The organism is Type-C symbiont of Plautia stali (genome assembly GCF_059730935.1).
This window is the reverse complement of record NZ_AP035923.1, coordinates 2,443,460-2,465,981: the sequence shown is the minus strand read 5'-3', so window position 1 is coordinate 2,465,981 and position 22,522 is coordinate 2,443,460. Positions and strand designations below refer to the sequence as shown.

The following is a 22,522-nucleotide window of genomic DNA, read 5'->3' as shown; positions in this document are numbered from 1 at the left end:
GAAAAAACAGATTATTCCCCCTGTTATTAAGACGCGTCTTGTCGATATTAAGAGACGTGAGTTTATACAGTAACGCACCGTTTTTAAGGAGAGAAGATGAACACCCTGTACCAATTTCAGGAGCAGCACGACGAAGTGCTGGATGCGGTCGAAGAGAATATCATTACCGTAAATCTGCCGGGCCGCCAGGCAATCTACGTGATTGGCCAGAACGACGACGATGCCGATCTGTTGCTGGACGTGCAGCTGCGCGGTGTGTGAGCGCCGCAGGGTCTGGCAGACAAAAAAAATCCGCAGCTTTTACGCCGCGGATTTTTTTATTGCTGGCCGGCTTATTTCACGCAGGCAGCACACTGGTTGTGGATTTGCTGGAAGAAGTCGTTGCCTTTGTCATCCACCAGGATGAACGCCGGGAAGTTCTCCACTTCAATTTTCCAGATCGCTTCCATGCCCAGTTCAGCATACTCCACGCACTCCAGACTCTTAATGCTTTGCTGCGCCAGCACCGCCGCCGGGCCGCCAATACTGCCCAGATAGAAGCCGCCGTGTTTATGGCAGGCATCCGTGACCTGCTGGCTGCGGTTACCTTTGGCCAGCATCACCATGCTGCCGCCGTTAGCCTGCAGCAGATCGACGTAGGAGTCCATGCGGCCGGCGGTGGTCGGACCGAGTGAACCGGACGCGTAACCTTCCGGCGTTTTCGCCGGGCCTGCATAGTACACCGGGTGATCTTTGATGTACTGCGGCAGACCTTCGCCGTTGTCGATGCGCTCTTTCAGTTTGGCGTGCGCAATATCACGCGCCACGATGATGGTGCCGTTCAGCGACAGACGCGTTGCCACCGGGTAAGCGGAAAGCTGGGCGAGGATCTCGCTCATTGGGCGATTGAGATCGACGCTGACCACTTCGCCTTCGCCCTGCTGACGCAGCGCTTCCGGGATATAGCGGCCTGGGTTGTCTTCCAGCTTCTCGATCCAGATGCCTTCGCGGTTAATTTTGGCTTTGATGTTGCGGTCAGCCGAGCAGGAAACGCCCATGCCCACCGGGCAGGATGCGCCGTGACGCGGCAGACGCACCACGCGGATATCGTGAGCAAAATACTTACCGCCAAACTGCGCGCCGAGGCCGAGTTTCTGCGAGGCTTCCAGCAGTTCCTGTTCCAGCTGCACGTCGCGGAACGCCTGACCGTGTTCGTTGCCTTCGGTCGGCAGCGAGTCGTAATAGTGGGTTGACGCCAGTTTCACGGTTTTCAGCGTGCTTTCAGCGGAAGTGCCGCCAATCACAAACGCAATGTGGTACGGCGGGCAGGCCGCCGTGCCGAGCGACATCATTTTATCAATCAGGTAGTTTTTCAGCTTCGCTGGTGTGATCAGCGCTTTGGTTTCCTGATACAGATAAGTTTTGTTAGCAGAACCGCCACCTTTGGCGATGCACAGGAATTTGTATTCGTCGCCGTCAACGCTGTAGAGATCGATCTGCGCCGGCAGGTTGGTGCCGGTGTTGACCTCTTTGTACATATCGAGCGGCGCATTCTGCGAGTAGCGCAGGTTATCTTCGATAAAGGTGTTGTAAACGCCCTGAGACAGCGCAGCTTCATCGCCACCGCCGGTCCAGACGCGCTGGCCTTTTTTACCCATGATGATGGCAGTACCGGTGTCCTGGCAGGTCGGCAGCACGCCCTTGGCGGCGATTTCCGAGTTGCGCAGGAACTGCAGCGCCACGTATTTGTCGTTCTGGCTGGCTTCATCGTCCGCCAGAATTGACGCCACCTGCTGCTGATGTGAGGCGCGCAGCATAAAAGAGGCATCGTGGAACGCCTGCTGCGCCAGCAGCGTCAGCGCTTTCGGGTCGACTTTCAAGACTTCTTCGCCGTCAAAGTTGGCCACCGAAACATGGTCGCGGCTCAGCAGATAGTACTCGGTATCATCTTTGGCGAGAGGAAAGGGATTCTGGTAGTAGAAGGGTTTGTTCGACATGTTGGCTCACTTAGCTTCGTGTTGCCCGCCAGCATGACGGGCGACAAATTAGGCGATCTGTTATTCGATTTTCTCTCGCCAGTCCGCGGCAAGAGCTGACTGGCGAGTATCATACCACTTTAACGTTATTACGCGGCTGCGTTTTTAACATCAAAGCAACATCATCAGAACATCATCACCATCCACGGATAGGCAATGACCATCAGCGCCACCAGGAACAGGGCACCAAAGATGGTACCGAGACGCCAGTAGTCTTTGGTTGGCAGGTAGCCGCTACCGTAGTAAATCGGGCTTGGGCCCGTGCCGTACGGGGTGATAATGCCCATCACACCCAGTGAGGTACACATCATCAGACAGAACACCGGCATGTTGATGCCCGGAATCGAGGCGGCAATGGTCAGCATGGCAGGCAGCAGGGCGGTGGTGTGCGCCGTGGTGCTGGCGAACAGATAGTGCAGCAGGTAGAAGGCCACCAGCAGTACCACCGCAGACACCTGCGGGTCGTAGCCGTGCAGCAGCAGCGCACCCTCTTTACCCAGCCAGGCGATGAAGCCCACGCGCGCCAGACCATCAGCCAGTGCGACCAGCGTGGCAAACCAGGCGAAGGTGTTCCAGGCGGCTTTGTTGCTGGTGATGTCGTTCCAGTTCAGCACGCCGGTCCACAGCATCAGCACGATAACCAGCAGGGCGGCCATCGCCGGTTCAATCCATGCAGTGGCGAAGATCCACATCATCAGCGCAGCGACCACGAACACCAGCAGCAGAATTTCATTGCGCGACAGCGGACCCAGTTTCTCCAGCTCGGCTTTAGCCCAGCGTGGCACTTCGTCATTCACTTTCACTTCTGGTGGATAGAGCCAGTAAGCCAGCAGCGGCATGGTGAGAATCAGCAGGATCCCCAGCGGCAGGAAGGCGAGGAACCACATGCCCCACGAGATATCAAAGCCAACCACGCTTTTTACCAGCGCCAGCGCCAGCAGGTTAGGGGCCAGCGCGGAGAGGAACATTGAGCTGGTGATACAGGCAGCGGTGATGGCAACCCACATCAGGTAAGAACCAATTTTGCGCGCGCTCGGATCGTTGGGTTTAGAACCGTACAGCGGCGGCAGGTTGGCGATGATGGGATAAATGGTGCCGCCACTGCGCGCGGTGTTCGACGGCGTGAACGGTGCCAGCAGCAGGTCAGCAAAGGTGATGGCATAGCCGAGCGTCAGGCTGCGACGGCCGAGATATTTCACCAGAATCAGCGCCAGGCGGCGACCAAACTGGGTTTTATCGTAGCCGGCGGCAAACATGAAGGCGCCGAAAATCAGCCACACGGTGGAGTTGCCGAAGCCGCTCACCGCCCATTTAAACGCCTGTCCGGCCGTTTTGAACTTCGGATCGGCCAGTTCTGCCGGGCTGAACAGCACGTACTGGCTGAACAGCGCGATGATCACCACACCGGTCAGGCCGATGACCGCGCCCGGCAGCGGTTCGAAGATCAGGCCGACAATCACCCCGACGAAGATGGCGAAGAAGTGCCATGCATACGGCTCCAGCCCGGCAGGGGTAGGTACCAGCAGCAACAGCACGGCAACCACGATCGGCAGGCACAACATGACTAGCCGGTTCTTTTTCCCCGGTGCGGCAGGTGGCGCCTTTAGGGGTTCACTCTGGGTTGTTTGTGTATTCATAGTTTTGGTCTGCAAGTTATGGGAATGCGATTGACGGCCCGGTCGGGTTGATTTTTTTAGTTACGAAACGCTTGTAGCAGATCAACCGGGACGTTTTAAAGTGTCTTTTACATAAATCTTCGTTATTGCAATTTTGCTTCGCGAATTATCAATTGAATGACGCTATGATGCGATTAATTAAAATATCTATTTTGATCTGGATCAATAAAATTATTAGCGGGTTTTTTGTTTTAACGTTTTGCGCCGTAATAAATGAACCAACAGGTGTAAAATATGTGTTAAAAGTGAACGGAACGGCAAAAATACCGCCAGAATCGGGCGAAAGGTGCTTTTTATCTCTTTGATATTACGTTATTTGTTTTAAATGTAAGGAAAAAGTTGATTTTTGTCAAGTATTGGTTAAAACTTAGCGGAGCGCGGATTTCAGCAATGAGCAATAAAAAGTATTTTCACGCGTAAAACTTATATAACTAACATTCTGGGTTATGTAACTAAATAAAATGGTATATTTATACCATGAAGTCGGACCACTTAAATTAATTATAAAGACCTCCGAACTGCCAAAGAATTGAATACACGATTTCTTAATTCTGGAGTTGCTCATCATGAATACGCTCACCCCGATTCTTAATCCGCTGACATTACCGAAAGGGGCGGTGCTGAAAAACCGCCTGGTGATGGCCCCGATGACCACCTGTACCGGCTATTACGACGGCGGCGTGACCAGCGATCTCGTTGAGTATTATCGCGTGCGTGCCGGCAGCATCGGCACCGTGATCGTCGAGTGCGCCTTTATCGATAACCGCGGTCCGGCGTTCCCGGGCGCTATCGGCATCGACAGCGACAACAAAATCCCTGGCCTGGCCAGAATCGCGCACGCCATCAAGTCCCAGGGTTCTAAAGCCATTCTGCAGATTTACCACGGCGGCCGCATGGTTGAGCCGGCGCTGATCGGCGGGAAAACCCCGGTCGCGCCCAGCGCTATCGCCGCGCCGCGTGAAGGTGCCAGCACCCCGCAGGCGCTGACGGCGGAAGAAGTTGAGGTGATGATCACCAAGTTTGGTGATGCTGTGAACCGCGCCATCAAAGCTGGCTTCGACGGCGTGGAGATCCACGGCGCTAACACCTACCTGATTCAGCAGTTCTACTCGCCTAACTCTAACCAGCGTGACGACAAATGGGGCGGCAGCCGCGACAACCGCGCGCGCTTCCCGCTGGAAGTGCTGGAAATCACCCACAAAATGGCGGAGCGCTTCGCCGCAGCGGATTTCATCATTGGCTATCGCTTCTCGCCGGAAGAGCTGGAAGTGCCCGGTATCCGCTGGGACGACACGCTGTACCTGCTGGAAAAACTGGCGGCACGCGGGCTGGATTACGTGCACTTCTCCGTCGGCCAGCTGCTGCGTCCGTCGATTGTCGACACCCAGGATCCGACGCCGTTAATCAGCAAATACATTGAACAGCGCTCGGCGACGCTGGCGAAAGTGCCGGTGATTGGCGTTGGCGGCGTGGTGAACAAAGAGGATGCCGAACTGGCGCTGGCCTCGGGCTTCGATCTGGTGGCGATTGGTAAAGCCTGTATTGCCTATCCGGACTGGGCCGATCGCATCATCAAAAACGAGCACATGGATCTGTACATCGACAGCACCAAACGCGAAGCGCTGACCATTCCGGAACCGCTGTGGCGCTTCTCGCTGGTGGATGCGATGATCCGTGACGTCAGCGATGGCCATCGTAAGTACAAAGCCGGCGTTTACCAGGCGAAAGTGGAAGCCGAAGCGCTGAAGCTGAAGATCAACGTGACGCTCGACACCGACCGTATCACCGACATCTCGCTGGTGCCGGATCCTAACCTCGACGTCGATTTCACCAGCACCTTTGAAAGCCTGCGTGAACGTATTCTGGTGGCGAACAGTCCGCACGTCGATGCCATTACCGGCGCTACCACGCAGAGTGAGGCGCTGAAGAAAGCGGTATCGCGCGCGCTCACCACCTCCAGCAAAGAGTATGTGATTGAAGAGGGCGGTAACCCGAATGCGCCGGTCAATTACGATGTGGTGGTGGTTGGTACCGGCGGGGCCGGTCTGGCGGCGGCGATTCAGGCGCACGATGACGGCGCGCGCGTGGTGATCATTGAGAAGATGCCCACCATTGGCGGTAACACCATCAAAGCGTCGGTGGGGATGAACGCGGCGGAAACCCGTTATCAGAAACTGAAAGGCATCGAAGACAGCAAAGAGCTGTTCTACGAGGAAACGCTGAAAGGCGGCAAATTCAAAAACAATCCGGTGCTGCTGCGTGAGTTCGTTGAGCGTGCGCCAGAAGCCATTGAGTGGCTGGCGGCGAAAGACATTGAGCTGAGTGATATCACCATCACCGGCGGCATGAGCATTGACCGTACGCACCGTCCGGAAGATCGCTCGGCGGTGGGCGGCTTCCTGATTAGCGGCCTGGTGAAAAACGTTAACCAGCGCAACATCGAAGTGCTGCTGGAAACCTCAGTGGCCGAGATCCTGTTTGAAAACGGTGCGGTGACCGGCGTGAAAGTGGTCGATGAGTACAACGACAGCCGCATCCTGAATGCGAAAAGCGTGATTGTGGCCACCGGTGGCTTCAGTGCCAACCGCGAGATGGTGGTGAAATACCGTCCGGAGCTGGATGGTTTCGTCACCACCAACCACAAAGGCGCCACCGGCAGCGGTATCGCCATGCTGCAGAAAATTGGCGCCGAGACCGTCGACATGGGTGAAATCCAGATTCACCCAACCGTTGAGCAGACCACCTCGTACCTGATTTCCGAAGCGATGCGCGGCGGCGGGGCGATTCTGGTCAGCCAGGCCGGTAAGCGTTTCTACAATGAAATGGAAACCCGTGACAAAGTTTCTGCCGAGATTATCGCGCTGCCGGAAAAAAGCGCGTGGATCGTGTTCGATGAGCAGGTACGTGCCAACAACAAAGCGGCGGATGAATACATCGCTAAAGGCTTTGTGATTAGCGCGCCAACGCCACACGAGCTGGCGGTGAAACTCAACATGGATCAGGAAACGCTGCAAAGCACGCTGGGCCGTTACAATGAGTTTGTGATTAACCAGAAAGACGAAGACTTTGGCCGTGCCACCGCACTGCGTCATCCGCTCAATCAGGGTCCGTTCTTCGCGATTCGTATCGCACCGGGCGTGCACCACACCATGGGCGGCGTGACCATCAACACCGAGACCGCGGTGCTTGACGCGCAGAAACAGGTGATTCCTGGTGCCTGGGCGGCGGGTGAAGTGGTCGGCGGCATCCACGGTGCGAACCGCATCGGCGGTAACGCCGTCGCCGATATCATTATCTTTGGTATCAAAGCGGGCCGTAATGCCGCTAAACTGGCGTTAGGTAACTAAGCTATCACGATGCCCGCGCCCTGCGGGCATCGTTCTCTTGCGGGGCCACAATGACAAGCGACGCTGGCGTCCATTCCTATTCTGCCGTCCTCATGGGTTCGCCCATTCTGCTCAAACTGTTCGAAGACAATCCTACGCTGGCCAGCCAGGTCTTTCGCCTGATCAAACAGCAGGAAAACCTGTTTACCGTCAACCGCGCCGAATCCGAAGTGATGGCCATTAATCAGGCCGCCGGACGCCATCCGGTGGTGGTGAGCGCGCCGGTTTTTGCGCTGATTAGCGTGGCGCACGCGGTGAGCATCCTGCCGGACAGCGCGTTTAACTTCACCATCGGTCCGGTGGTGAAACGCTGGAAGATTGGTTTTCAGGGACGTGAAGTGCCGCCCGCAGCGGAGATTGAGGCGCTGCTGCGCCTGACCGATCCGCATCAGGTGGTACTGGATGCCGAACAGCACTCGGTGTTTCTGCCGCTGCCGGGCATGGAGATCGATCTGGGTGCCATTGCGAAAGGCTACATCGCCGATGTGGTGCAGGCATTTCTGCGTCAGCAGGGTGTTGCGCAGGCGCTGATTAATCTCGGTGGCAATGTGCAGACGCTCGGCAGCCCGCCGCATCAGCCGCAGGGCTGGGGCATCGGGCTCAAAAAACCGTTTGGCCGGGACGATGAGCTGTTGGGTACGCTGCAGGTGCAGGGCAAATCGGTGGTGACGTCCGGGATTTATGAGCGCTACTTTGAACGCGACGGCCGCTGCTGGCATCACATCTTTGATCCGCGCACCGGTTATCCGCTGGACAATGCGTTATTGAGCGTGACGGTGATTGCCGATCGCTCGCTGGATGGCGATATCTATACCACGCTGCTGTACGGCATGGGCCCAGAGCAGGGGCTGGCGTATCTCGCCGGCCAGCCTGACATCGACGCGGTGTTTGTCACCCGCGATCGGCAGATTATCTGCTCGCCGGCGCGCCATTTCCGCTTCAGCCAGCTGGATTTCAGCTGGCAGCTGCGTCACTGACAGTACTGCTGCAGCAGCGAATGGTACTCCGGCTGCAGGCGATAGCGATACACCGGGCGGCCGGTGGCACCGTAGTGAATGCTGGTGAACAGAATATTAATCTGCGCCAGCCAGATCAGGTATTTGCGACACGAAACGCGCGAAATGTTCACCTCTGCCGCCAGCTCGTCGGTGGAAAACTCATGGCCGGGATGGGCGTCAATCCACTGACACAGCGTGCGCAGCGTCTGCGGCGTTAAGCCTTTCGGCAGCCGTTTGTTGTCGTGCTGGGTGGCCGGGCTGCCGTGCATCAGCAGATCGAGGTCCGACTGCTGATAGTAGTGCTGGTTGTCCATCAGCGATTTTTTTTGCCGCCAGCCGGTCAGCGCCTCTTCAAAACGCGGGAACTGGAACGGTTTGATCAGGTAGTCGACCACGCCGTAGTGCAGCGAGGTTTTGATGTTCTCCGCGTCGGCCGCTGACGAAATGATGATCACTTCCACTGAACTCTGCGCCTGGCGCAGCTCCGGCAGCAGATCGAGCCCGTTCTCCTGCTGCATATAGATATCGAGCAGCACCAGGTCGATCGGCGTTTCGCTATTAAACAGGAACTCGCGCGCCTGCTGCAGCGTCGCGGCGGTACCCACGCAGTGAAAGCCCGGCACCTGGCCGATAAAGCTGCGGTTCAGCTCGGCCACCATGGCGTCATCGTCGACCACTAACACGTTAATCATGCGGTTTGGTTCCTCCATCCCACGGAAGTTGGACTAAAAATTGGGTGAACACGCCGGGCTCGGACTCCACGCTGACGCTGCCGCCGAGGTGCTCCGTCTGCTGTTTCAGCAGGAACAGGCCGACCCCGCGATCCTCGCCTTTGGTGGAGAAGCCCTTGTCGAACACGGTTGCCAGATGCTGCGGCGCAATGCCCGGTCCGTCATCGCTCACTTCACAGGTCAGCCAGCCGTTCTGATAGTGCAGCATGACGTGGATTTCGCCCTCGGTCTGCTCACTCATTGCATCCAGCGCATTCTCCACCAGATTGCCGACCACGGTGATCAGTGCCGCCATTTGCTGCTCGTTGCCGCTGTCCGGCAGGTAACTGGCATCGCTGATGGTCAGGCGATGGCCGCAATCAGAGGCGCGGTTAATTTTGCTGAGCAGAAAACCGGCAATCACCGGTGATTTGATCTTCTCCAGCAGGAAGCCGATTTCCGTCTGATAGTTATTAGCGGTCTTCAGAATATAGGCTTCTACCTGCGCATAATTTTTCATGTGCAGCAGGCCGAGGATCACATGCAGCTTATTCATGAACTCGTGCGAGCGCTCACGCAGGGCATCAACATAGTTTACCATGCCGGTCAGACGCTGCATCAGCTGGCTGATTTCGGTCTTGTCCCTGAAGGTGCAGACCGCGCCGATAATGCGTCCCTGACTGCGCACCGGCACGGTGTTGCTCAGCAGCAGTCGGCCATTGACGTTGAGCTCCTCATCGCGCCGTGCGCGACCGCCGTTAAGCACTTCCTGCAGATGCTGGTCGATCACCGAGGCATCATAAATGCGCGCGGTACTCACCACGCTGCTGCCCATTTTATCGCTCAGCAGCTGGCGCGCCGCCTGATTGACCAGCGTCACCTCGCCCTGATCGTCCATCGCCACCACGCCTTCCTTGACGGAGTTAAGGATCGCCTGGCGCTGCTCAAACAGGGTGGAAATTTCGTATGGCTCGAGGCCGAACAGGATACGCTTCAGCACGCGCACCAGAATGAAGGTGCCAACCGCGCCGGCAAAAGTGCCGATCAGAATGGTCCACAGAATGCTCCAGCGACTCTGGTTGATCTGGTCGGTGACCGCCTCCAGCGAGATGCCAATGGCCACCACGCCAATCTGCCGCTGCTGGGCGTCATACACCGGGGTAAACACGCGCAGCGATTTGGCCAGCGAGCCCTGATTCACGGAGACATTCTCGTTGCCGCGCAGCGCCGGTTCGATGTCCGGGCCGATAAAGTGTTTGCCCACCAGCTCCGGATTACGGTGTGAGTAGCGGATGCCATCCATGTTGGTGATGCTGATAAACAGCAGATGGTTGCTCTCTTCCACCGCTTTGGCGATGGGCTGGATAGCGGCCCGGTCGGGCGGCAGGCGCAGCGCCTGCTGAATTTCGGGTGATTTCGCCAGCGTGCGCGCCACCGCCATGGCTTTATCCTCCAGCTGGCTGCGCGTCGCGGCGCCAATCTGGAAGAAATAAAACATGTGTACGCTCAGCAGCACCAGCACAATCACCGCGCTGAGCATCAGCGTCACCAGGGTGTTGAGCTTCATCGGTCGCCTGCGCACTGGCGTGGCTTGCTGTGGTGAGATCATGGTCGTGCTCTGCGGAAAACGGGGGGCTATTATGACGGATAATCCGCAGCGGGTCGCGCTAAATGCAGGAAGGCCGTCAGCGATGACGACCTTTCGTGGGGGAGAGCGGGCGGGTTAACCCTGTTTCACCCGGTTAGCGAAGCTTTTACGCAGTTTCTGCAGCTTCGGCGGGATCACCGCCAGGCAGTAACCGTTGCGCTGGCCGGCACCGTCCCAGTAATCCTGATGATAATCTTCTGCCGGGTACCAGGCTTTCAGCGGCTCGATGGTGGTCACCACCGGCTCGCTGTGATCTTCCTGCGCGCGGGCAATCGCCGCAATCGCTTCGGCTTCCTGCTCCGCGTTAGCCGGGAAAATCGCCGAACGGTACTGGGTGCCGACATCATTACCCTGACGGTTCAGCTGGGTAGGATCGTGGGTGGCAAAGCTGATGTCCAGCAGATCGCCGTAGCTCACTTTCTCCGGATCGAAGCCTACGCGAATCGCTTCGGCGTGGCCGGTCGCGCCGCTGCACACCTGCTCGTAGGTGGGATTAGGACGTTCACCGCCGGTGTAACCACTTTCAACTGACTCGACGCCAATCACATCTTTGAATACTGCTTCGGTGCACCAGAAACAGCCACCCGCGATAATCGCATATTCGGTTGCCATTGTTTTACTCCTGTCAGGGCGAAAGCGTTAGAGTGGGGGTTCAGCACGCTGAATTCAAGCCGCTTTCTGTTAACATTTCTGGCGCAACCTGGCGCGGCTTAGCCCGACGCTGCTCGCTCATCACGCGTAAACGGCCTGGGCTGGTGGCGTGCAGCATCACTTTGCCTTCACGCGCGGCACGTCACTAATACGCGTGGTGTAAGCCGGAGACAGCATGTCGCGTTTCATCGCCCAGGGTTTCTGAATGCCCTGACCGGCAAACCACAGGGCACCGCGCTGGTGGGCGTTGATCTTATCCATCAGCGCCATCAGCTGATCGCTGTTACGGCGCGGCTGATAGTCAGCAAACATATCAAGCTGCGCCACCCCGTCGCTGAAAAAGTCGCCCAGCATTACGCCGCCTTTCAGGTAGCGCTTGCCGGGGATCCAGATGCGATCCAGGCAGTTGAGCGTGGCCTGAATGATGTCGCGGCTGTCGGCGGTAGGGGTAATCAGCGTCTGGCTGGCGGCGTTGGCATAGTAGGGCTGATGCGGATCGTGCGGGCTGGTGCGGATAAAGGTGCCGATGTAGCGGCAATACTGGCGCTCGCTGCGCAGTTTCTCCGCTGCGCGTGCCGCATAGCTGGCGATGGCTTCGCGCATATCCTGATAATCGGTAATGCGATCGCCAAACGAGCGCGAGCAGAGGATATTTTGCCGGTGCGGAATCACCTCTTCAAACGCCAGGCACGGTTCGCCGCGCAGCTCGCGCACGGTGCGCTCCAGCACCACACCGAAATGCTTGCGGATCAGCGCAGTGGGCGTCTCCGCCAGCTGCAGAGCGGTTTGAATGCCCATCAGGTTCAGCTTGTTCGATAAACGGCGGCCGACGCCCCACACTTCCTCTACGCCTACCCGCTGCATCAGGCCGCGCTGGCGTGCCGGATCAGAGAGGTCCATGACGTTTTCGGCTTTGGTCCAGCGTTTGGCCGCCCAGTTAGCCAGCTTGGCGAGGGTTTTCGTTGGCGCGATGCCGACGCCCACTTTCAGGTGCGTCTCTTTCCACAGGCAGTCACGTACCTGCTGTCCAAAGCGTGTCAGCGAGGTGTAGCCTTCAATTCCGCTGACATCAAGAAAGGCCTCATCAATCGAATAGACGTCTACGCGCGGCGCCAGCCGCTCGAGCGTCTCCATCACGCGCGCCGACATGTTGCCGTACAGCGCATAGTTAGATGAAAACACCACCACCTGATGACGCATCAGCTCGTCGCGATGTTTAAACCAGGGCGCACCCATTTTGATGCCGAGCGCCTTCGCTTCGCGGCTCAGCGAGATAATGCAGCCATCATTGTTTGACAGCACCACGATCGGCCTGCCGCGCAGATCCGGGCGAAACACGGTTTCGCAGCTGGCGTAGAAAGAGTTTACGTCGACCAATGCATACATCATCGGTACCCTGAAAATACTGTATATAAAAACAGTATAGGTCAGATGCAGGAAAAATGAGAAGCAGAAATCGATCTGTCCGGCCAGGTTGCTTATGGGGGAAAAGAACAGAGTGGTTACAGACAGCAGGACGAAAAAAACGGCGTTCCCATCAGGGAAACGCCGTGGGCCAGGGGCCAGTTACTGCGCGAGAAAAAAACGTGTCACTGCCTGGTCTGACTGAACGTCAGGGCGACTTCTTGCTGCCCGCTTCCGCCCCGGTGATCGGATCGATCAGCGGATCGGACGCGGTGCGTGCGGCCAGCGCATCGATGTCGCGCTGCTCATCCGGCGACAGCGTCACAGAAGGCAGACCATCGCCGCCATCCACCGCCGGTTGCGGATCGGCCACATAATCGAAGTTGTCATCGGAGTTCCAACTACCACGCACGTCATCACCTTCTGACATGTTGTAGTAGTTGTGCGCATACTGCTCAATTGGCGGCAGCTTGCCCGGTGGGAAGTTGTCGCGAATGGAGTACAGCGCTTTCTCAAATGAAAGCTGGTGCGCGGCTTCACGCGTCATCAGGAAGCCTAACGCATCCTTTACGCCAACATCGTCAGTGACGTTGATCAGGCGTTCATAGATGATTTTGGCGCGCGCTTCGGCGGCGATATTAGAACGCAAATCCGCCGTCACTTCGCCGATGGTATCCACGTAAGCCGCGGTCCACGGCACGCCGCCGGAGTTGGTCAGCGGCGGACCACCGCCATAAAGAATCGAAGTCAGATGGCTATCGTTACCGGCACCCGTGATTGAGCGATACAGTTCGCCTTCCTCTTCAGTGCCTTCGGCCAGCTTGCCTTTGGCGCCTTTATTGAGCATGCCAACCAGCGAGCCGATAATCTCAAGATGGCTGAGCTCTTCGGTAGCGATATCCATCAGCAGGTCGCGGCGTCCTAAATCCTCATCGCCGAGGCCCTGGGTAAAATAGCGCATGGCCGCAGCCAGTTCGCCCTGCGGACCGCCAAACTGCTCTAACAGCAGATTGGCCAGGCCCGGGTTCGGCGCACTGACGCGCACCGTGTACTGCAGTTTCTTAACGTGTCGAAACATAGCTCACCTCAAAAAGTCTCTTACGAAAAGAGAAAATCAGCGTTTCGCTTTCGCGTCCGGGTCTTCGCTGCGCAGCAGGAACTGATCGGTCAGTTCAGGCATGTGCGTTAACATCCAGTCCGCCATCGCGATCTCCTGCTCACAGATCTGTTTGAGAATGGCCACGCTCTCCTGATCCCCGGCACGCGTGGCGGCGCTGATCAGGCTGGTGTAGCTGCCAATCTCGGCATTCTCGAACACGTAGCCGCTGATAGCGCCTTTCACCACTTCATCTTCCGCAAAGGTGCCGCCAAAGGCCTGGCCCATAGCGGCCATTTTCCCCATAACGTCTTTTACGCTGGAGTGAGAAATGCCGTGACGGTCGAGAATGGATTCCAGCAAAGACTGCTGCTGGCGGGTTTCTTCGATGTGCTGCTCAATGCGTGCACGCAGCTGCGGGTAGTTTTCCAGGCGTTTTGCCATCTGTTCGAGCATGGTTTCGGCCTGTTTTTCCATGGCGTGAGCGTCGCGCAGCCAGTCGTGATAATGCGAAAGTGCGGATGTGGTTGTCATATCTACCTCCGTTGTACGGCAGTCGCGTTACTGCTTTTCCGCGATATCCGTGAGTTTTTCATCGGTGGATTTTTCTTCGGCTAATGTGGCGGCCAGCAGCTCTGCGGCCTGGTTGAGCTCCAGCTTTTTCGCCATGGCCACCAGCGTGCCGTAAGTGGCGATTTCATAGTGCTCAACCTTCTGCGCCGCGCCGATCAGGCCAGCATCGCGCACCGGGCCGGCTTCGGTGGATTCAATCAGCTCCTGCGCTTCTTCTACCAGGCCTTCCAGTGCATGGCACTTCATACGCATGATGCGCAGCTCATCGTGGCTCTCTACGACCTGATCGAGGCGCTCAATTTGTCCCTGGGTCTCTTCCAGATGTTGCTGAAAAGCGTTTTTTAAACTTTCATCGGAGGCTGCCCGGACCAGTTTGGGTAACGCACGAGTGATCTGTTTCTCCGCGCTGTAAACGTCCGAAAGATCGTGAATAAAAAGATCGAGTAGCGATTTAACTTTCATGAAATATTCTCCGAATCGGTGATTAACGGGAGGCTGAAGCCATTAAGTGATAACGCGATTAAAGAGAGGGAATGAAACGAAGCAATAAATCCCTGTCATCCTGTTGATGACGGAGCATTCCCTGCTCCGAGACATTCCTTACTCTGCGTTACAGCGCATCAGGAATCGCGATGGCTATTCTGTCCGCCTTTTTTGCCGGCTTCGGACGCTTTCTCACGGTCGTTTTTGAAATTACCGCCGCTGTTTTGTCCGCCTTTTTTACCCGCTTCAGATGCTTTCTCTTTGTCTTCTGCGAAATTACCTGAACCGCCTCTATGCTCTGTCATACTATTACCTCGTGATGAGTAATAAATAACATGACGCATCTGCCGCCATGCATGTTTTACACACTTAATACTAATGCAGGCTGCCTCACTGACAAGCGCGACGGTTATATTTTTCACGCCTCGCTAGCGCTATATTGATGAGAAGGCTGGAGATTGTGGTGTAAAATAACCACGCTATTTTTAGCGAGCCGGTCCATATTACGGTCTCGCTTTTAACCTGCCTGATGATTATTTATGCTCAATACATTTTCCTCCGGTGGGAATTTTATCCGCCCGGCTTATTTTATTGACGTTTAATCATTGAACGGCGAAGCGGCGCTAAATAGCGTCGAGCAGACGGTTCAATTCCGCCAGACTAAAAAGGGTTGCTTTGCGCACCACTTCTTCACCTTCACCTGAAAACCACTGCCGGCTGGTGTGCACGCTGCCATCTGCCAGACACCATGCAAACCACACGGTGCCGGCTGGCGTGCCGTCCTCACCGCCGTCCGGGCCGGCATAGCCACTGACGGCAATAGCCAGCGTATCCCCGGAGAGCTTTTTCGCGCCGCAGGCCATCTCCCGTACCGCGGCTTCACTGACGGCGGTATCACGCGCCAGCGTCTCTGCGCTGACGCCCAGCACGCGCTGCTTCGCCTGATTGGTGTAAGTAATAAAGCCACTGCTGTAAAAGCGGCTACTGTCGCTGGCGGCCGCCAGCGCGGAACCGACCCAGCCAGAGGTGCAGGATTCGGCGGTGGTGACGCTCAGGCCGGCGGCCAGTAATTTATTACCCACTTCGGTCGCTAAATTAACCAGTTCTTCATCCATATTCTGTATCCCTTGTCAGAGTGAAATTAATAAACGCCGTCTCTGCCGCTGCTCATATGCATTGCCAGCGGCGTGCATCCGAATTATAGGAGTAATTTCTGCACCGCTGCTCAGCCGAATTAAACTGTTACCGAAGCTCCCGGCGTTTACCGCTAAGCTTAAAATTCAGAACGAAGAGGGAATAACCGGAGCGACATGATGTCAGCTAATTAACTGCAAGAGGAATAACACCATGAAGAAAGATGAGTTAGCCAGCCGTGATTATCCGGTGCAGGAGGATATGCGCTGGCAACGCAGGGAGAGCGTTATACAGCGTATCGGTGAATACGTGCTAATGGTGATTGTGATCCTGGGTGCCTGCGGGTTGTTTTCCAAAGGCATATTAAGCGACGGGCAGGCGCAGTCGGCTGATGGTTCCGTCAGCATTCGCTATGAACGTTTTGGTCGCATCGACAGCAATATGAACCTGCGGATTCGCGTGGCACCGCAGAGCGGCGAGCATTTCACCGTCACGCTAGGCAGCGGCGCGTTAGACGATTTGCAGATCCAGACGCTACAGCCACAGCCACAGCAGGCCATCACGCGGGATAACACGCTGCAGCTTACTTACGCCAGCGAGGCGGCAGAAGGTCATGTGATCTGGCTGGGGATTCAGCCGCAGGCGGCGGGACGGGTTGCGCTGAGCGTGCACGTCAATCATCAGGTACCGGTAAAGGTATCGCAGTGGATTTACCCATAAAAGGAGAGCGTTATGGAAACGGTATTACGCGCAGCCGCCATTTATCTGTTGTTAATGGTGGTATTTAAAATTGCCGGTCGACGCACACTGCTGCAAATGACCTCATTCGATTTGATTCTGCTGCTGATTATTAGCGAAGCCACACAGCAGGCATTGCTGGGTGATGACTTTTCCGTTACCGGTGCCAGCCTCACCATCATCACCTTAATCACTATTGATATTGTGCTGGGCAAACTCAAAGCGCGCTTTCCGCTATTCGAACAAATGGCGGAGGGAGGACCGCTGATTTTGGTGGAGCATGGCCGGATATTAACGCAGCGGCTAAAAATGTCGGGCATCAGTCGGGAAGATATCCTCGAGGCCGCGCGTTCAGGTCAGGGGCTGGAACGCATCGATCAAATTAAATACGCGGTGCTGGAAGTGAGCGGTCATATTTCCATCATCCCGGAAAATTCAGATAAAACTGAAAAATAGCAACAATCTCTCAATACTTGTTTGTGATAAAGATCACACTTTTGTTAATTAATTGATTTTATACCACTAAAATTATTTTGTACAAGTTTGAAAAAAAATCTTTACAAGCAACCCGCTATAAGCGCAGCGGTGAAAATAACCATTTGCGCATGGCTTTTTGTCAGCGCAAATATGCATATTAAATGTTGTTTTATCTCCAATCCCATCCATATTGTTCCTGTGTGGAGATATTCTGTCGTTTAACTACTTAATTATTTTTATCAATGGGGTGACATATGACACAACGACGTGGTGGTGCAGGTAATTTTGCAGAAAATACCGAGCGTGCTCGCGAAGCGGGTAAAAAAGGCGGCAGCGTCAGCAGCGGGAATTTTAAAAACTGTCCTGAAAGGGCAGTAGAAGCGGGCAGACGCGGTGGAAAAGTAAGTCGTCGCGGCAAAACCGCAGCGGCGGAAGCTTAAACCGCCTTCTTTAATATAAATGCAGTCAGCGTAATCAGTTAAGCTACCCTGAGGCGGCTTAATCGGTAACGCAGCGGCGCAATTCAGGGAGTGGTCCATTGCGCCGCACGCATTTTATATCACCAGCTGCCGTGCTGCAGGGAACGAAAAAATGACGTGCGGTAATATCTGATAAGCGCAGCGGCTGCAACCACCAATAACGATTGTTAGCGCGAGAGGAAATAAGTAACAGGCAGATTAGGTGGCACTGATAACGAAGCGATACGTTATCGACTCATTATTAATGTGGACCTGATCGGGCGTTGGCGATGTTAAAAAATTTCAATTTATGCATGGGTTAATAACTTTTCGGTAGCACTTTTTGCAACAAAAAAACCCCATTCTCTTGTTTATCCTCTTGTACAGATTTTGAAAAACTTGTACAACTTAGCCAGAACATTTTTCTGACAATTTAATGTTAACGGGAGTCACTTATGCGCCAGAACGGATACACTCCGAACTCAGTCGAGGCGATTGCCAACTATTTTAGCAAAGCCACGCTGCCTTCGCAGCAGGAGACGCTGGGCCAGGTCGTGGTCGAAATCCTGCGTGAAGGCCGTAATCTGAACCGTAAATCGCTGTGTACTAAGCTGCTGCGTCGTCTGGAGCTCGCTTCTACCACGGAAGAAGAGCACCATTATCACCAGCTGATTGGCCTGCTATTTGAACGCGAGAGCTGAGAGCGAAGCGAAAGCGTCCAGGTTGTACACACGAAAACGCCATTCTGATAACGTATCACTGCATGTATGACTTGTGACGGGCTGTATCGCGCCGCAGGATAGCGGCGCTGTTTTTCTGTCGCGTTCCCGGTCGGGGCAGGCAGCATGCAGAGATTTATTATGTTATGAACAGAAGAGAACACCAGACTCTTATTGATGAGATCATAGGCGAAGCGGCGTTAACGCTGCTGCAGCGCTCCGGGCCGGTCACCACCCAGGCGTTGCTTGATGAGCTCCACATTATGCAGCAGCAGGCCAGCGATGATGCGCAGGCGGCTGCGATTCGCACTGCAATCGATGAAGTCCGGTCGAGCATGACGGCTGGACAAAAGCGGCGTGGCGAACAATCGGATCGCGATAATGTGCATCCGCTGTTTGGCCACAACGGTCAGGGTGGCGGCAGCCGCAAGCACTGACTGACCGTTAAATTATAATCTGACTGTATTGCTCACAGTACGGGAAAAGAACGATGTCGGAGAATCACTCTCTCTATTCTGCGCTGCCGGACACGGAACTGGCGGCGCATTTTCGCGATGCCGGAGTGGCATTGAGTGAAGAGGCCGCGGTACTGAATGATGTCATTCGTAGCGTGCTGGCCAGCGAAGGCCGCGTCAGTAACAAATCCATCATTCTATGTCTGATTATGGCGCTGGAAGCGACACAGGACGAAGCGCAGGCAAGTGTGCTGCGCAGAACGCTGGAAATTGTGGTGGGTTATACGCCAGACGACGCCTGAGGTAGTGGTCCCCGCGCAGGCGGGGATCGGTTCAGTGCATAAGATCTGCCAGTAGCCTTATTGCAGCATCGCAGCGATGCCGGAAATCCTCATCACGCGCTTCTGCTTTCATCGTATGCAGCACCTGCGTCACGTCATGTATCCTGAATACGCTACCTTCCCTGATAAATTCCGTCACCGCGATGCCTATCAGCGCATACAGATCCGGTGCAGGACGGTTAACTTGTTTCACGTCACCTCCGGGACTTGTATATCCGTACAGTGTTGCACAGGTGATAACAACTCAACACCTTTTTCTGCTGTCAGTGAAAATGGCCCAGGTTATTCGTCAGACACATTGCCAGGTGTTATCACGCTGCGCGAATAGTAATACGCTGCTGTAGCAGATTCATGCAACTAAAAAATGGTTAAGCATGCCGATAACTCTATTTTAGCGCTGCGCTTATTGCGCCCGGAACATTCACCGACACGCTGCGCGGCGGGCGGGAATTATCGCGCCTGCTGCGACCGAGATTAAATTTATGCAGCCAGCTGCGATACTGCCTGATTAATTCCTGCGCATTTTTTTCATCACTGACGCGACAAATAAACAGCTGGCTCATGGTCTGGTGCTCAGCCGCCGTGGCGTAGATCTCGCAGGCCATCTCGCGTTGCTGCAGTTCAATCGCCGTAAAATGTAACTGCGGCCACTGCTGCAGTCGGTTAGCGAACATTTTATAGTCCATTTTAGGATCCTTTTATTTTTCTATTTTCTACTGGTATTACCTGTAAAAGGCACAATAGACCAAAAGTGAAAAAGCGCCAGTTTTGCGGGTCACGACCCATTAAATAGTGCACAAAATGAAAAAAATATTTACGTGTACAGCTTTTACCGCTGCGCTTATATTTTCGTGAAAGCTTGAATAAGCGCAGCGGTTAATAGCAACAGTGCAGAAATACCGTCTGGCTCGCAGCATCGCCTATCCTCTATTAGGGTTAACTGATGGCTAACCAAAGGAGAAGAGGCATGACCAATCCGAGTGCCGCCGATGAACTGGCGCTGATCGATCGCTACTGGCGCGCCGCCAATTATCTGTCCGTCGGGCAAATCTACCTGATGGAGAATCCGCTGTTACGCGAACCGTTGCAGCCCGGGCATATTAAGCCGCGACTGCTTGGCCACTGGGGCACGACGCCCGGCCTGAACTTTATCTATGCGCACCTCAACCGCATCATCCGCCAGCGCGAGGTGGATCTGCTGTACGTCTGTGGTCCGGGGCACGGCGGTCCGGGGATGGTGGCGAACAGCTGGCTTGAAGGCAGCTACAGCGAGATCTATCCGCACATCAGTGAAGATGCTGCAGGCATGCAGCGCCTGTTTAAGCAGTTTTCGTTTCCTGGCGGCATTCCCAGCCATGCGGCACCGGAAACGCCGGGCTCGATTAATGAAGGCGGCGAGCTGGGCTATTCGCTGTCGCACGCGTTTGGCGCGGTTTTCGATCATCCGCAGCTGATCGTACCCTGCGTGATTGGTGACGGCGAAGCTGAAACCGGGCCGCTTGCCGCCAGCTGGCACGGCATCAAATTCCTCAATCCGCAGCGTGATGGTGCGGTGCTACCCATCCTGCATCTGAACGGCTACAAAATTGCCAACCCGACGCTGCTGGGGCGCAGCAGTGATGACGATCTGCAGCAGCTGTTCAGCGGTTACGGTTATGAGCCGCTGTTTGTCTGCGGGCACGAGCCGGCCGACATGCACCAGCAGATGGCGGCAGCGCTGGATAACGCGTTTGATAAGATTGCCGCTTATCAGCAGCAGGCGCGCAGCGGCCAGACAGAGCAGGCGATCCCGCGCTGGCCGATGATTGTACTGCGCAGCCCGAAGGGCTGGACCGGCCCGAAAGAGGTGGACGGTAAAAAGGTGGAAGATTTCTGGCGTGCGCATCAGGTGCCGGTGGCGGCATGTCGCGAAGACGCGTCGCATCGGCAGGTGTTAGAGCAGTGGCTGCGCAGCTATCAGCCGGAAGATCTGTTTGACGAGGCGGGTAAACTCAGGCCGGAACTGCGTGCGCTGGCGCCGCAGGGGGATAAACGCATGAGCGCCTCACCCTATGCCAACGGCGGACGGCTGCGCCGCACGCTCAACACGCCTGACGTCCGCGAGTTTGCGCTCGACACCGGCGCGCCGGGCAGCCAGCGCGGCGAAGCCACTAAGCAGTTCGGCCACTACCTCAGCGCGATTTTTCAGCGCAACGCCGATAACTTCCGTCTGTTCGGGCCAGATGAGACCGCCTCGAATCGCCTGACGCCGGTCTTTGACGTCACCAGCCGCAGCTGGATGGCAGACATCGAACCGTATGATGAGCAGCTGGCGCGTGACGGTCGGGTGATGGAAATTCTCAGCGAGCATCAGTGTCAGGGCTGGCTGGAGGGCTATCTGCTCACCGGACGACACGGGCTGTTTAACTGCTATGAAGCCTTTATTCATATCATCGATTCGATGTTCAATCAGCACGCCAAATGGCTGAAGGTGACGCGCAAGCTGGGCTGGCGTCAGCCGATCTCCTCGCTCAACTATCTGTTGTCTTCACATGTCTGGCGCCAGGATCACAACGGTTACAGCCATCAGGATCCCGGTTTTATCGATCACGTGGCGAACAAAAAGGCGGATATCGTGCGCATTTATCTGCCGCCAGACGCGAACACCCTGCTGTGGGTGGGCGATCACTGTCTGCGCACCTGGGATCGCATCAACGTGATTGTCGCTGGCAAGCAGCCGTCACCGCAGTGGCTGGACATCGACAGCGCCATTGCCCACTGTGAGGCGGGTATGGGCGAATGGCGCTGGGCGAGCGATGACGGCGAGCCGGACGTGGTGATGGCCTGCGCCGGCGATGTGCCCACCATGGAGACGCTGGCGGCGGTGGATCTGCTGCGAAACTATCTGCCCACGCTGCGCATTCGCGTGGTCAACGTGGTGGATCTGCTGGCGCTGCAGACGCAGCAGCAGCACCCGCACGGCAAGTCGGAAGAGGATTTCGATGCGCTGTTTACCCGCGACAAACCGGTAATTTTCGCCTTTCATGGCTATCCCAGCCTGATTCATCGTCTGACCTATCAGCGCAGCAACCACGCCAATTTCCACGTGCACGGCTTCAACGAAGAGGGCACCACCACCACGCCGTTTGATATGACGGTGCTCAACGAGCTGGACCGCTATCATCTGGCGCAGGCGGCGATTTTGCATGTGCCGGGCCTGGCCGATCGCCATCCTGAATTGCTCGACGACCTGCAGCAGCGCCTCGCGGAGCACCATCGCTATGTGCGCGAATACGGTGAAGACGTGCCGGAAGTACGTAACTGGCTGTGGCCGGGCTAACCCGACCCGGGCGCGAAAAAAACCGCCTGAAAAGGCGGTTTATGGTTTATTCGGCCTGTTTATCCCCGGATTCAGGCGCGCTGGTTTCGTCATCTTTCGGCTTCTGGTCGGGGCTGTTTTTGCGCGGATCGTAATCCGGCTGGTCGCCGTGAACGGGACGATCGGTCATTGCATACTCCTTAGCGGTTACCACGTGACGCCGCGTCACTGTTACCAGATAAAGCGGATGTAAAGGGCGGCT

General features: G+C 55.8%; 24 protein-coding genes. 10 read left to right on the top strand and 14 right to left on the bottom strand.

What is annotated here, in order from left to right; all coding sequences use genetic code 11:
* The first annotated feature begins 96 nt into the window (after positions 1-96).
* Positions 97-261 carry a hypothetical protein gene (locus tag AC6I7J_RS11590; protein ID WP_498005725.1) on the top strand — a complete coding sequence of 55 codons (165 nt, stop codon included), beginning with the start codon at positions 97-99 and terminating at the stop codon, positions 259-261.
* 71 nt (positions 262-332) lie between these two features.
* Here the strand turns inward: AC6I7J_RS11590 and fumA are convergent, their stop codons facing one another.
* Together fumA and AC6I7J_RS11580 are read right to left on the bottom strand one after the other, a co-directional pair.
* A complete protein-coding gene (fumA, locus tag AC6I7J_RS11585; protein WP_058769655.1) occupies positions 333-1,976 on the bottom strand; it encodes a class I fumarate hydratase FumA in 1,644 nt (547 codons plus the stop codon).
* 164 nt (positions 1,977-2,140) lie between these two features.
* Positions 2,141-3,652 (bottom strand): anion permease, encoded by a 1,512-nt coding sequence (locus AC6I7J_RS11580; protein ID WP_058769656.1) that lies wholly within the window; start codon positions 3,650-3,652, stop codon positions 2,141-2,143.
* A gap of 605 nt (positions 3,653-4,257) precedes the next feature.
* On the opposite strand from AC6I7J_RS11580, the gene AC6I7J_RS11575 reads away from it, so the two are divergent.
* Together AC6I7J_RS11575 and AC6I7J_RS11570 are read left to right on the top strand one after the other, a co-directional pair.
* On the top strand, positions 4,258-7,038 hold the full coding sequence (locus tag AC6I7J_RS11575; protein WP_021506341.1) for a flavocytochrome c: 2,781 nt from the start codon (positions 4,258-4,260) through the stop codon (positions 7,036-7,038).
* Between the two features lie 50 nt (positions 7,039-7,088).
* Positions 7,089-8,054 (top strand): FAD:protein FMN transferase, encoded by a 966-nt coding sequence (locus tag AC6I7J_RS11570; protein WP_058769657.1) that lies wholly within the window; start codon positions 7,089-7,091, stop codon positions 8,052-8,054.
* On the opposite strand, the gene dcuR is transcribed toward AC6I7J_RS11570, so the two are convergent.
* The 9 genes from dcuR to AC6I7J_RS11525 form a co-directional block, all read right to left on the bottom strand.
* Complete coding sequence (dcuR, locus tag AC6I7J_RS11565; protein ID WP_021506339.1) at positions 8,048-8,767, bottom strand: two-component system response regulator DcuR; 720 nt, start codon at positions 8,765-8,767, stop codon at positions 8,048-8,050. The genes AC6I7J_RS11570 and dcuR overlap by 7 nt on opposite strands.
* The gene (locus AC6I7J_RS11560; RefSeq protein ID WP_058769658.1) at positions 8,760-10,394 is read right to left on the bottom strand and encodes a sensor histidine kinase; all 1,635 of its coding nucleotides are present in this window, start codon (positions 10,392-10,394) and stop codon (positions 8,760-8,762) included. Before AC6I7J_RS11560 ends, dcuR begins: the two co-directional genes overlap by 8 nt.
* A gap of 114 nt (positions 10,395-10,508) precedes the next feature.
* Positions 10,509-11,045 carry a peptide-methionine (S)-S-oxide reductase MsrA gene (gene msrA / locus AC6I7J_RS11555; protein WP_141495537.1) on the bottom strand — a complete coding sequence of 179 codons (537 nt, stop codon included), beginning with the start codon at positions 11,043-11,045 and terminating at the stop codon, positions 10,509-10,511.
* 156 nt (positions 11,046-11,201) lie between these two features.
* The gene (gene umuC / locus AC6I7J_RS11550; protein WP_498007228.1) at positions 11,202-12,470 is read right to left on the bottom strand and encodes a translesion error-prone DNA polymerase V subunit UmuC; all 1,269 of its coding nucleotides are present in this window, start codon (positions 12,468-12,470) and stop codon (positions 11,202-11,204) included.
* A 226-nt stretch (positions 12,471-12,696) separates the two neighbouring features.
* A complete protein-coding gene (locus tag AC6I7J_RS11545) occupies positions 12,697-13,566 on the bottom strand; it encodes a manganese catalase family protein (protein WP_021506333.1) in 870 nt (289 codons plus the stop codon).
* A 36-nt stretch (positions 13,567-13,602) separates the two neighbouring features.
* Complete coding sequence (locus AC6I7J_RS11540) at positions 13,603-14,118, bottom strand: ferritin-like domain-containing protein (RefSeq protein WP_021506332.1); 516 nt, start codon at positions 14,116-14,118, stop codon at positions 13,603-13,605.
* A 27-nt stretch (positions 14,119-14,145) separates the two neighbouring features.
* A complete protein-coding gene (locus AC6I7J_RS11535) occupies positions 14,146-14,619 on the bottom strand; it encodes a YciE/YciF ferroxidase family protein (protein ID WP_021506331.1) in 474 nt (157 codons plus the stop codon).
* Between the two features lie 158 nt (positions 14,620-14,777).
* On the bottom strand, positions 14,778-14,945 hold the full coding sequence (locus AC6I7J_RS11530) for a con-10 family general stress protein (RefSeq protein ID WP_021506330.1): 168 nt from the start codon (positions 14,943-14,945) through the stop codon (positions 14,778-14,780).
* A 318-nt stretch (positions 14,946-15,263) separates the two neighbouring features.
* Positions 15,264-15,755 (bottom strand): nicotinamide-nucleotide amidohydrolase family protein, encoded by a 492-nt coding sequence (locus AC6I7J_RS11525; RefSeq protein WP_058769659.1) that lies wholly within the window; start codon positions 15,753-15,755, stop codon positions 15,264-15,266.
* A 232-nt stretch (positions 15,756-15,987) separates the two neighbouring features.
* Here AC6I7J_RS11525 and AC6I7J_RS11520 point away from each other — a divergent pair, with 232 nt between their 5' ends.
* The 6 genes from AC6I7J_RS11520 (at position 15,988) to AC6I7J_RS11495 (ending at position 18,923) form a co-directional block, all read left to right on the top strand.
* Entirely contained in the window at positions 15,988-16,494 is a 507-nt protein-coding gene (locus tag AC6I7J_RS11520; protein WP_021506328.1) for a hypothetical protein, read from the top strand.
* 12 nt (positions 16,495-16,506) lie between these two features.
* Positions 16,507-16,968 carry a DUF421 domain-containing protein gene (locus AC6I7J_RS11515; protein WP_021506327.1) on the top strand — a complete coding sequence of 154 codons (462 nt, stop codon included), beginning with the start codon at positions 16,507-16,509 and terminating at the stop codon, positions 16,966-16,968.
* A 275-nt stretch (positions 16,969-17,243) separates the two neighbouring features.
* Entirely contained in the window at positions 17,244-17,429 is a 186-nt protein-coding gene (locus tag AC6I7J_RS11510; RefSeq protein WP_071813571.1) for a con-10 family general stress protein, read from the top strand.
* Between the two features lie 473 nt (positions 17,430-17,902).
* Positions 17,903-18,148 (top strand): regulatory protein YcgZ, encoded by a 246-nt coding sequence (gene ycgZ / locus AC6I7J_RS11505; RefSeq protein WP_021506325.1) that lies wholly within the window; start codon positions 17,903-17,905, stop codon positions 18,146-18,148.
* A 164-nt stretch (positions 18,149-18,312) separates the two neighbouring features.
* Positions 18,313-18,603 carry a hypothetical protein gene (locus tag AC6I7J_RS11500; protein ID WP_059010363.1) on the top strand — a complete coding sequence of 97 codons (291 nt, stop codon included), beginning with the start codon at positions 18,313-18,315 and terminating at the stop codon, positions 18,601-18,603.
* Positions 18,604-18,656: 53 nt separating this feature from the next.
* Positions 18,657-18,923: a biofilm development regulator YmgB/AriR family protein gene (locus AC6I7J_RS11495; RefSeq protein WP_021506323.1), complete on the top strand. Its 267-nt coding sequence runs from the start codon at positions 18,657-18,659 to the stop codon at positions 18,921-18,923.
* 31 nt (positions 18,924-18,954) lie between these two features.
* Here AC6I7J_RS11495 and AC6I7J_RS11490 read toward each other — a convergent pair whose 3' ends face one another.
* Positions 18,955-19,155 (bottom strand): hypothetical protein, encoded by a 201-nt coding sequence (locus tag AC6I7J_RS11490; RefSeq protein ID WP_058769662.1) that lies wholly within the window; start codon positions 19,153-19,155, stop codon positions 18,955-18,957.
* A 193-nt stretch (positions 19,156-19,348) separates the two neighbouring features.
* On the bottom strand, positions 19,349-19,648 hold the full coding sequence (locus tag AC6I7J_RS11485) for a hypothetical protein (protein WP_021506321.1): 300 nt from the start codon (positions 19,646-19,648) through the stop codon (positions 19,349-19,351).
* Positions 19,649-19,929: 281 nt separating this feature from the next.
* On the opposite strand from AC6I7J_RS11485, the gene AC6I7J_RS11480 reads away from it, so the two are divergent.
* A complete protein-coding gene (locus AC6I7J_RS11480; RefSeq protein ID WP_498005721.1) occupies positions 19,930-22,281 on the top strand; it encodes a phosphoketolase family protein in 2,352 nt (783 codons plus the stop codon).
* Between the two features lie 46 nt (positions 22,282-22,327).
* On the opposite strand, the gene AC6I7J_RS11475 is transcribed toward AC6I7J_RS11480, so the two are convergent.
* Positions 22,328-22,450: a hypothetical protein gene (locus AC6I7J_RS11475; protein WP_255412066.1), complete on the bottom strand. Its 123-nt coding sequence runs from the start codon at positions 22,448-22,450 to the stop codon at positions 22,328-22,330.
* Positions 22,451-22,522: the final 72 nt, after the last annotated feature.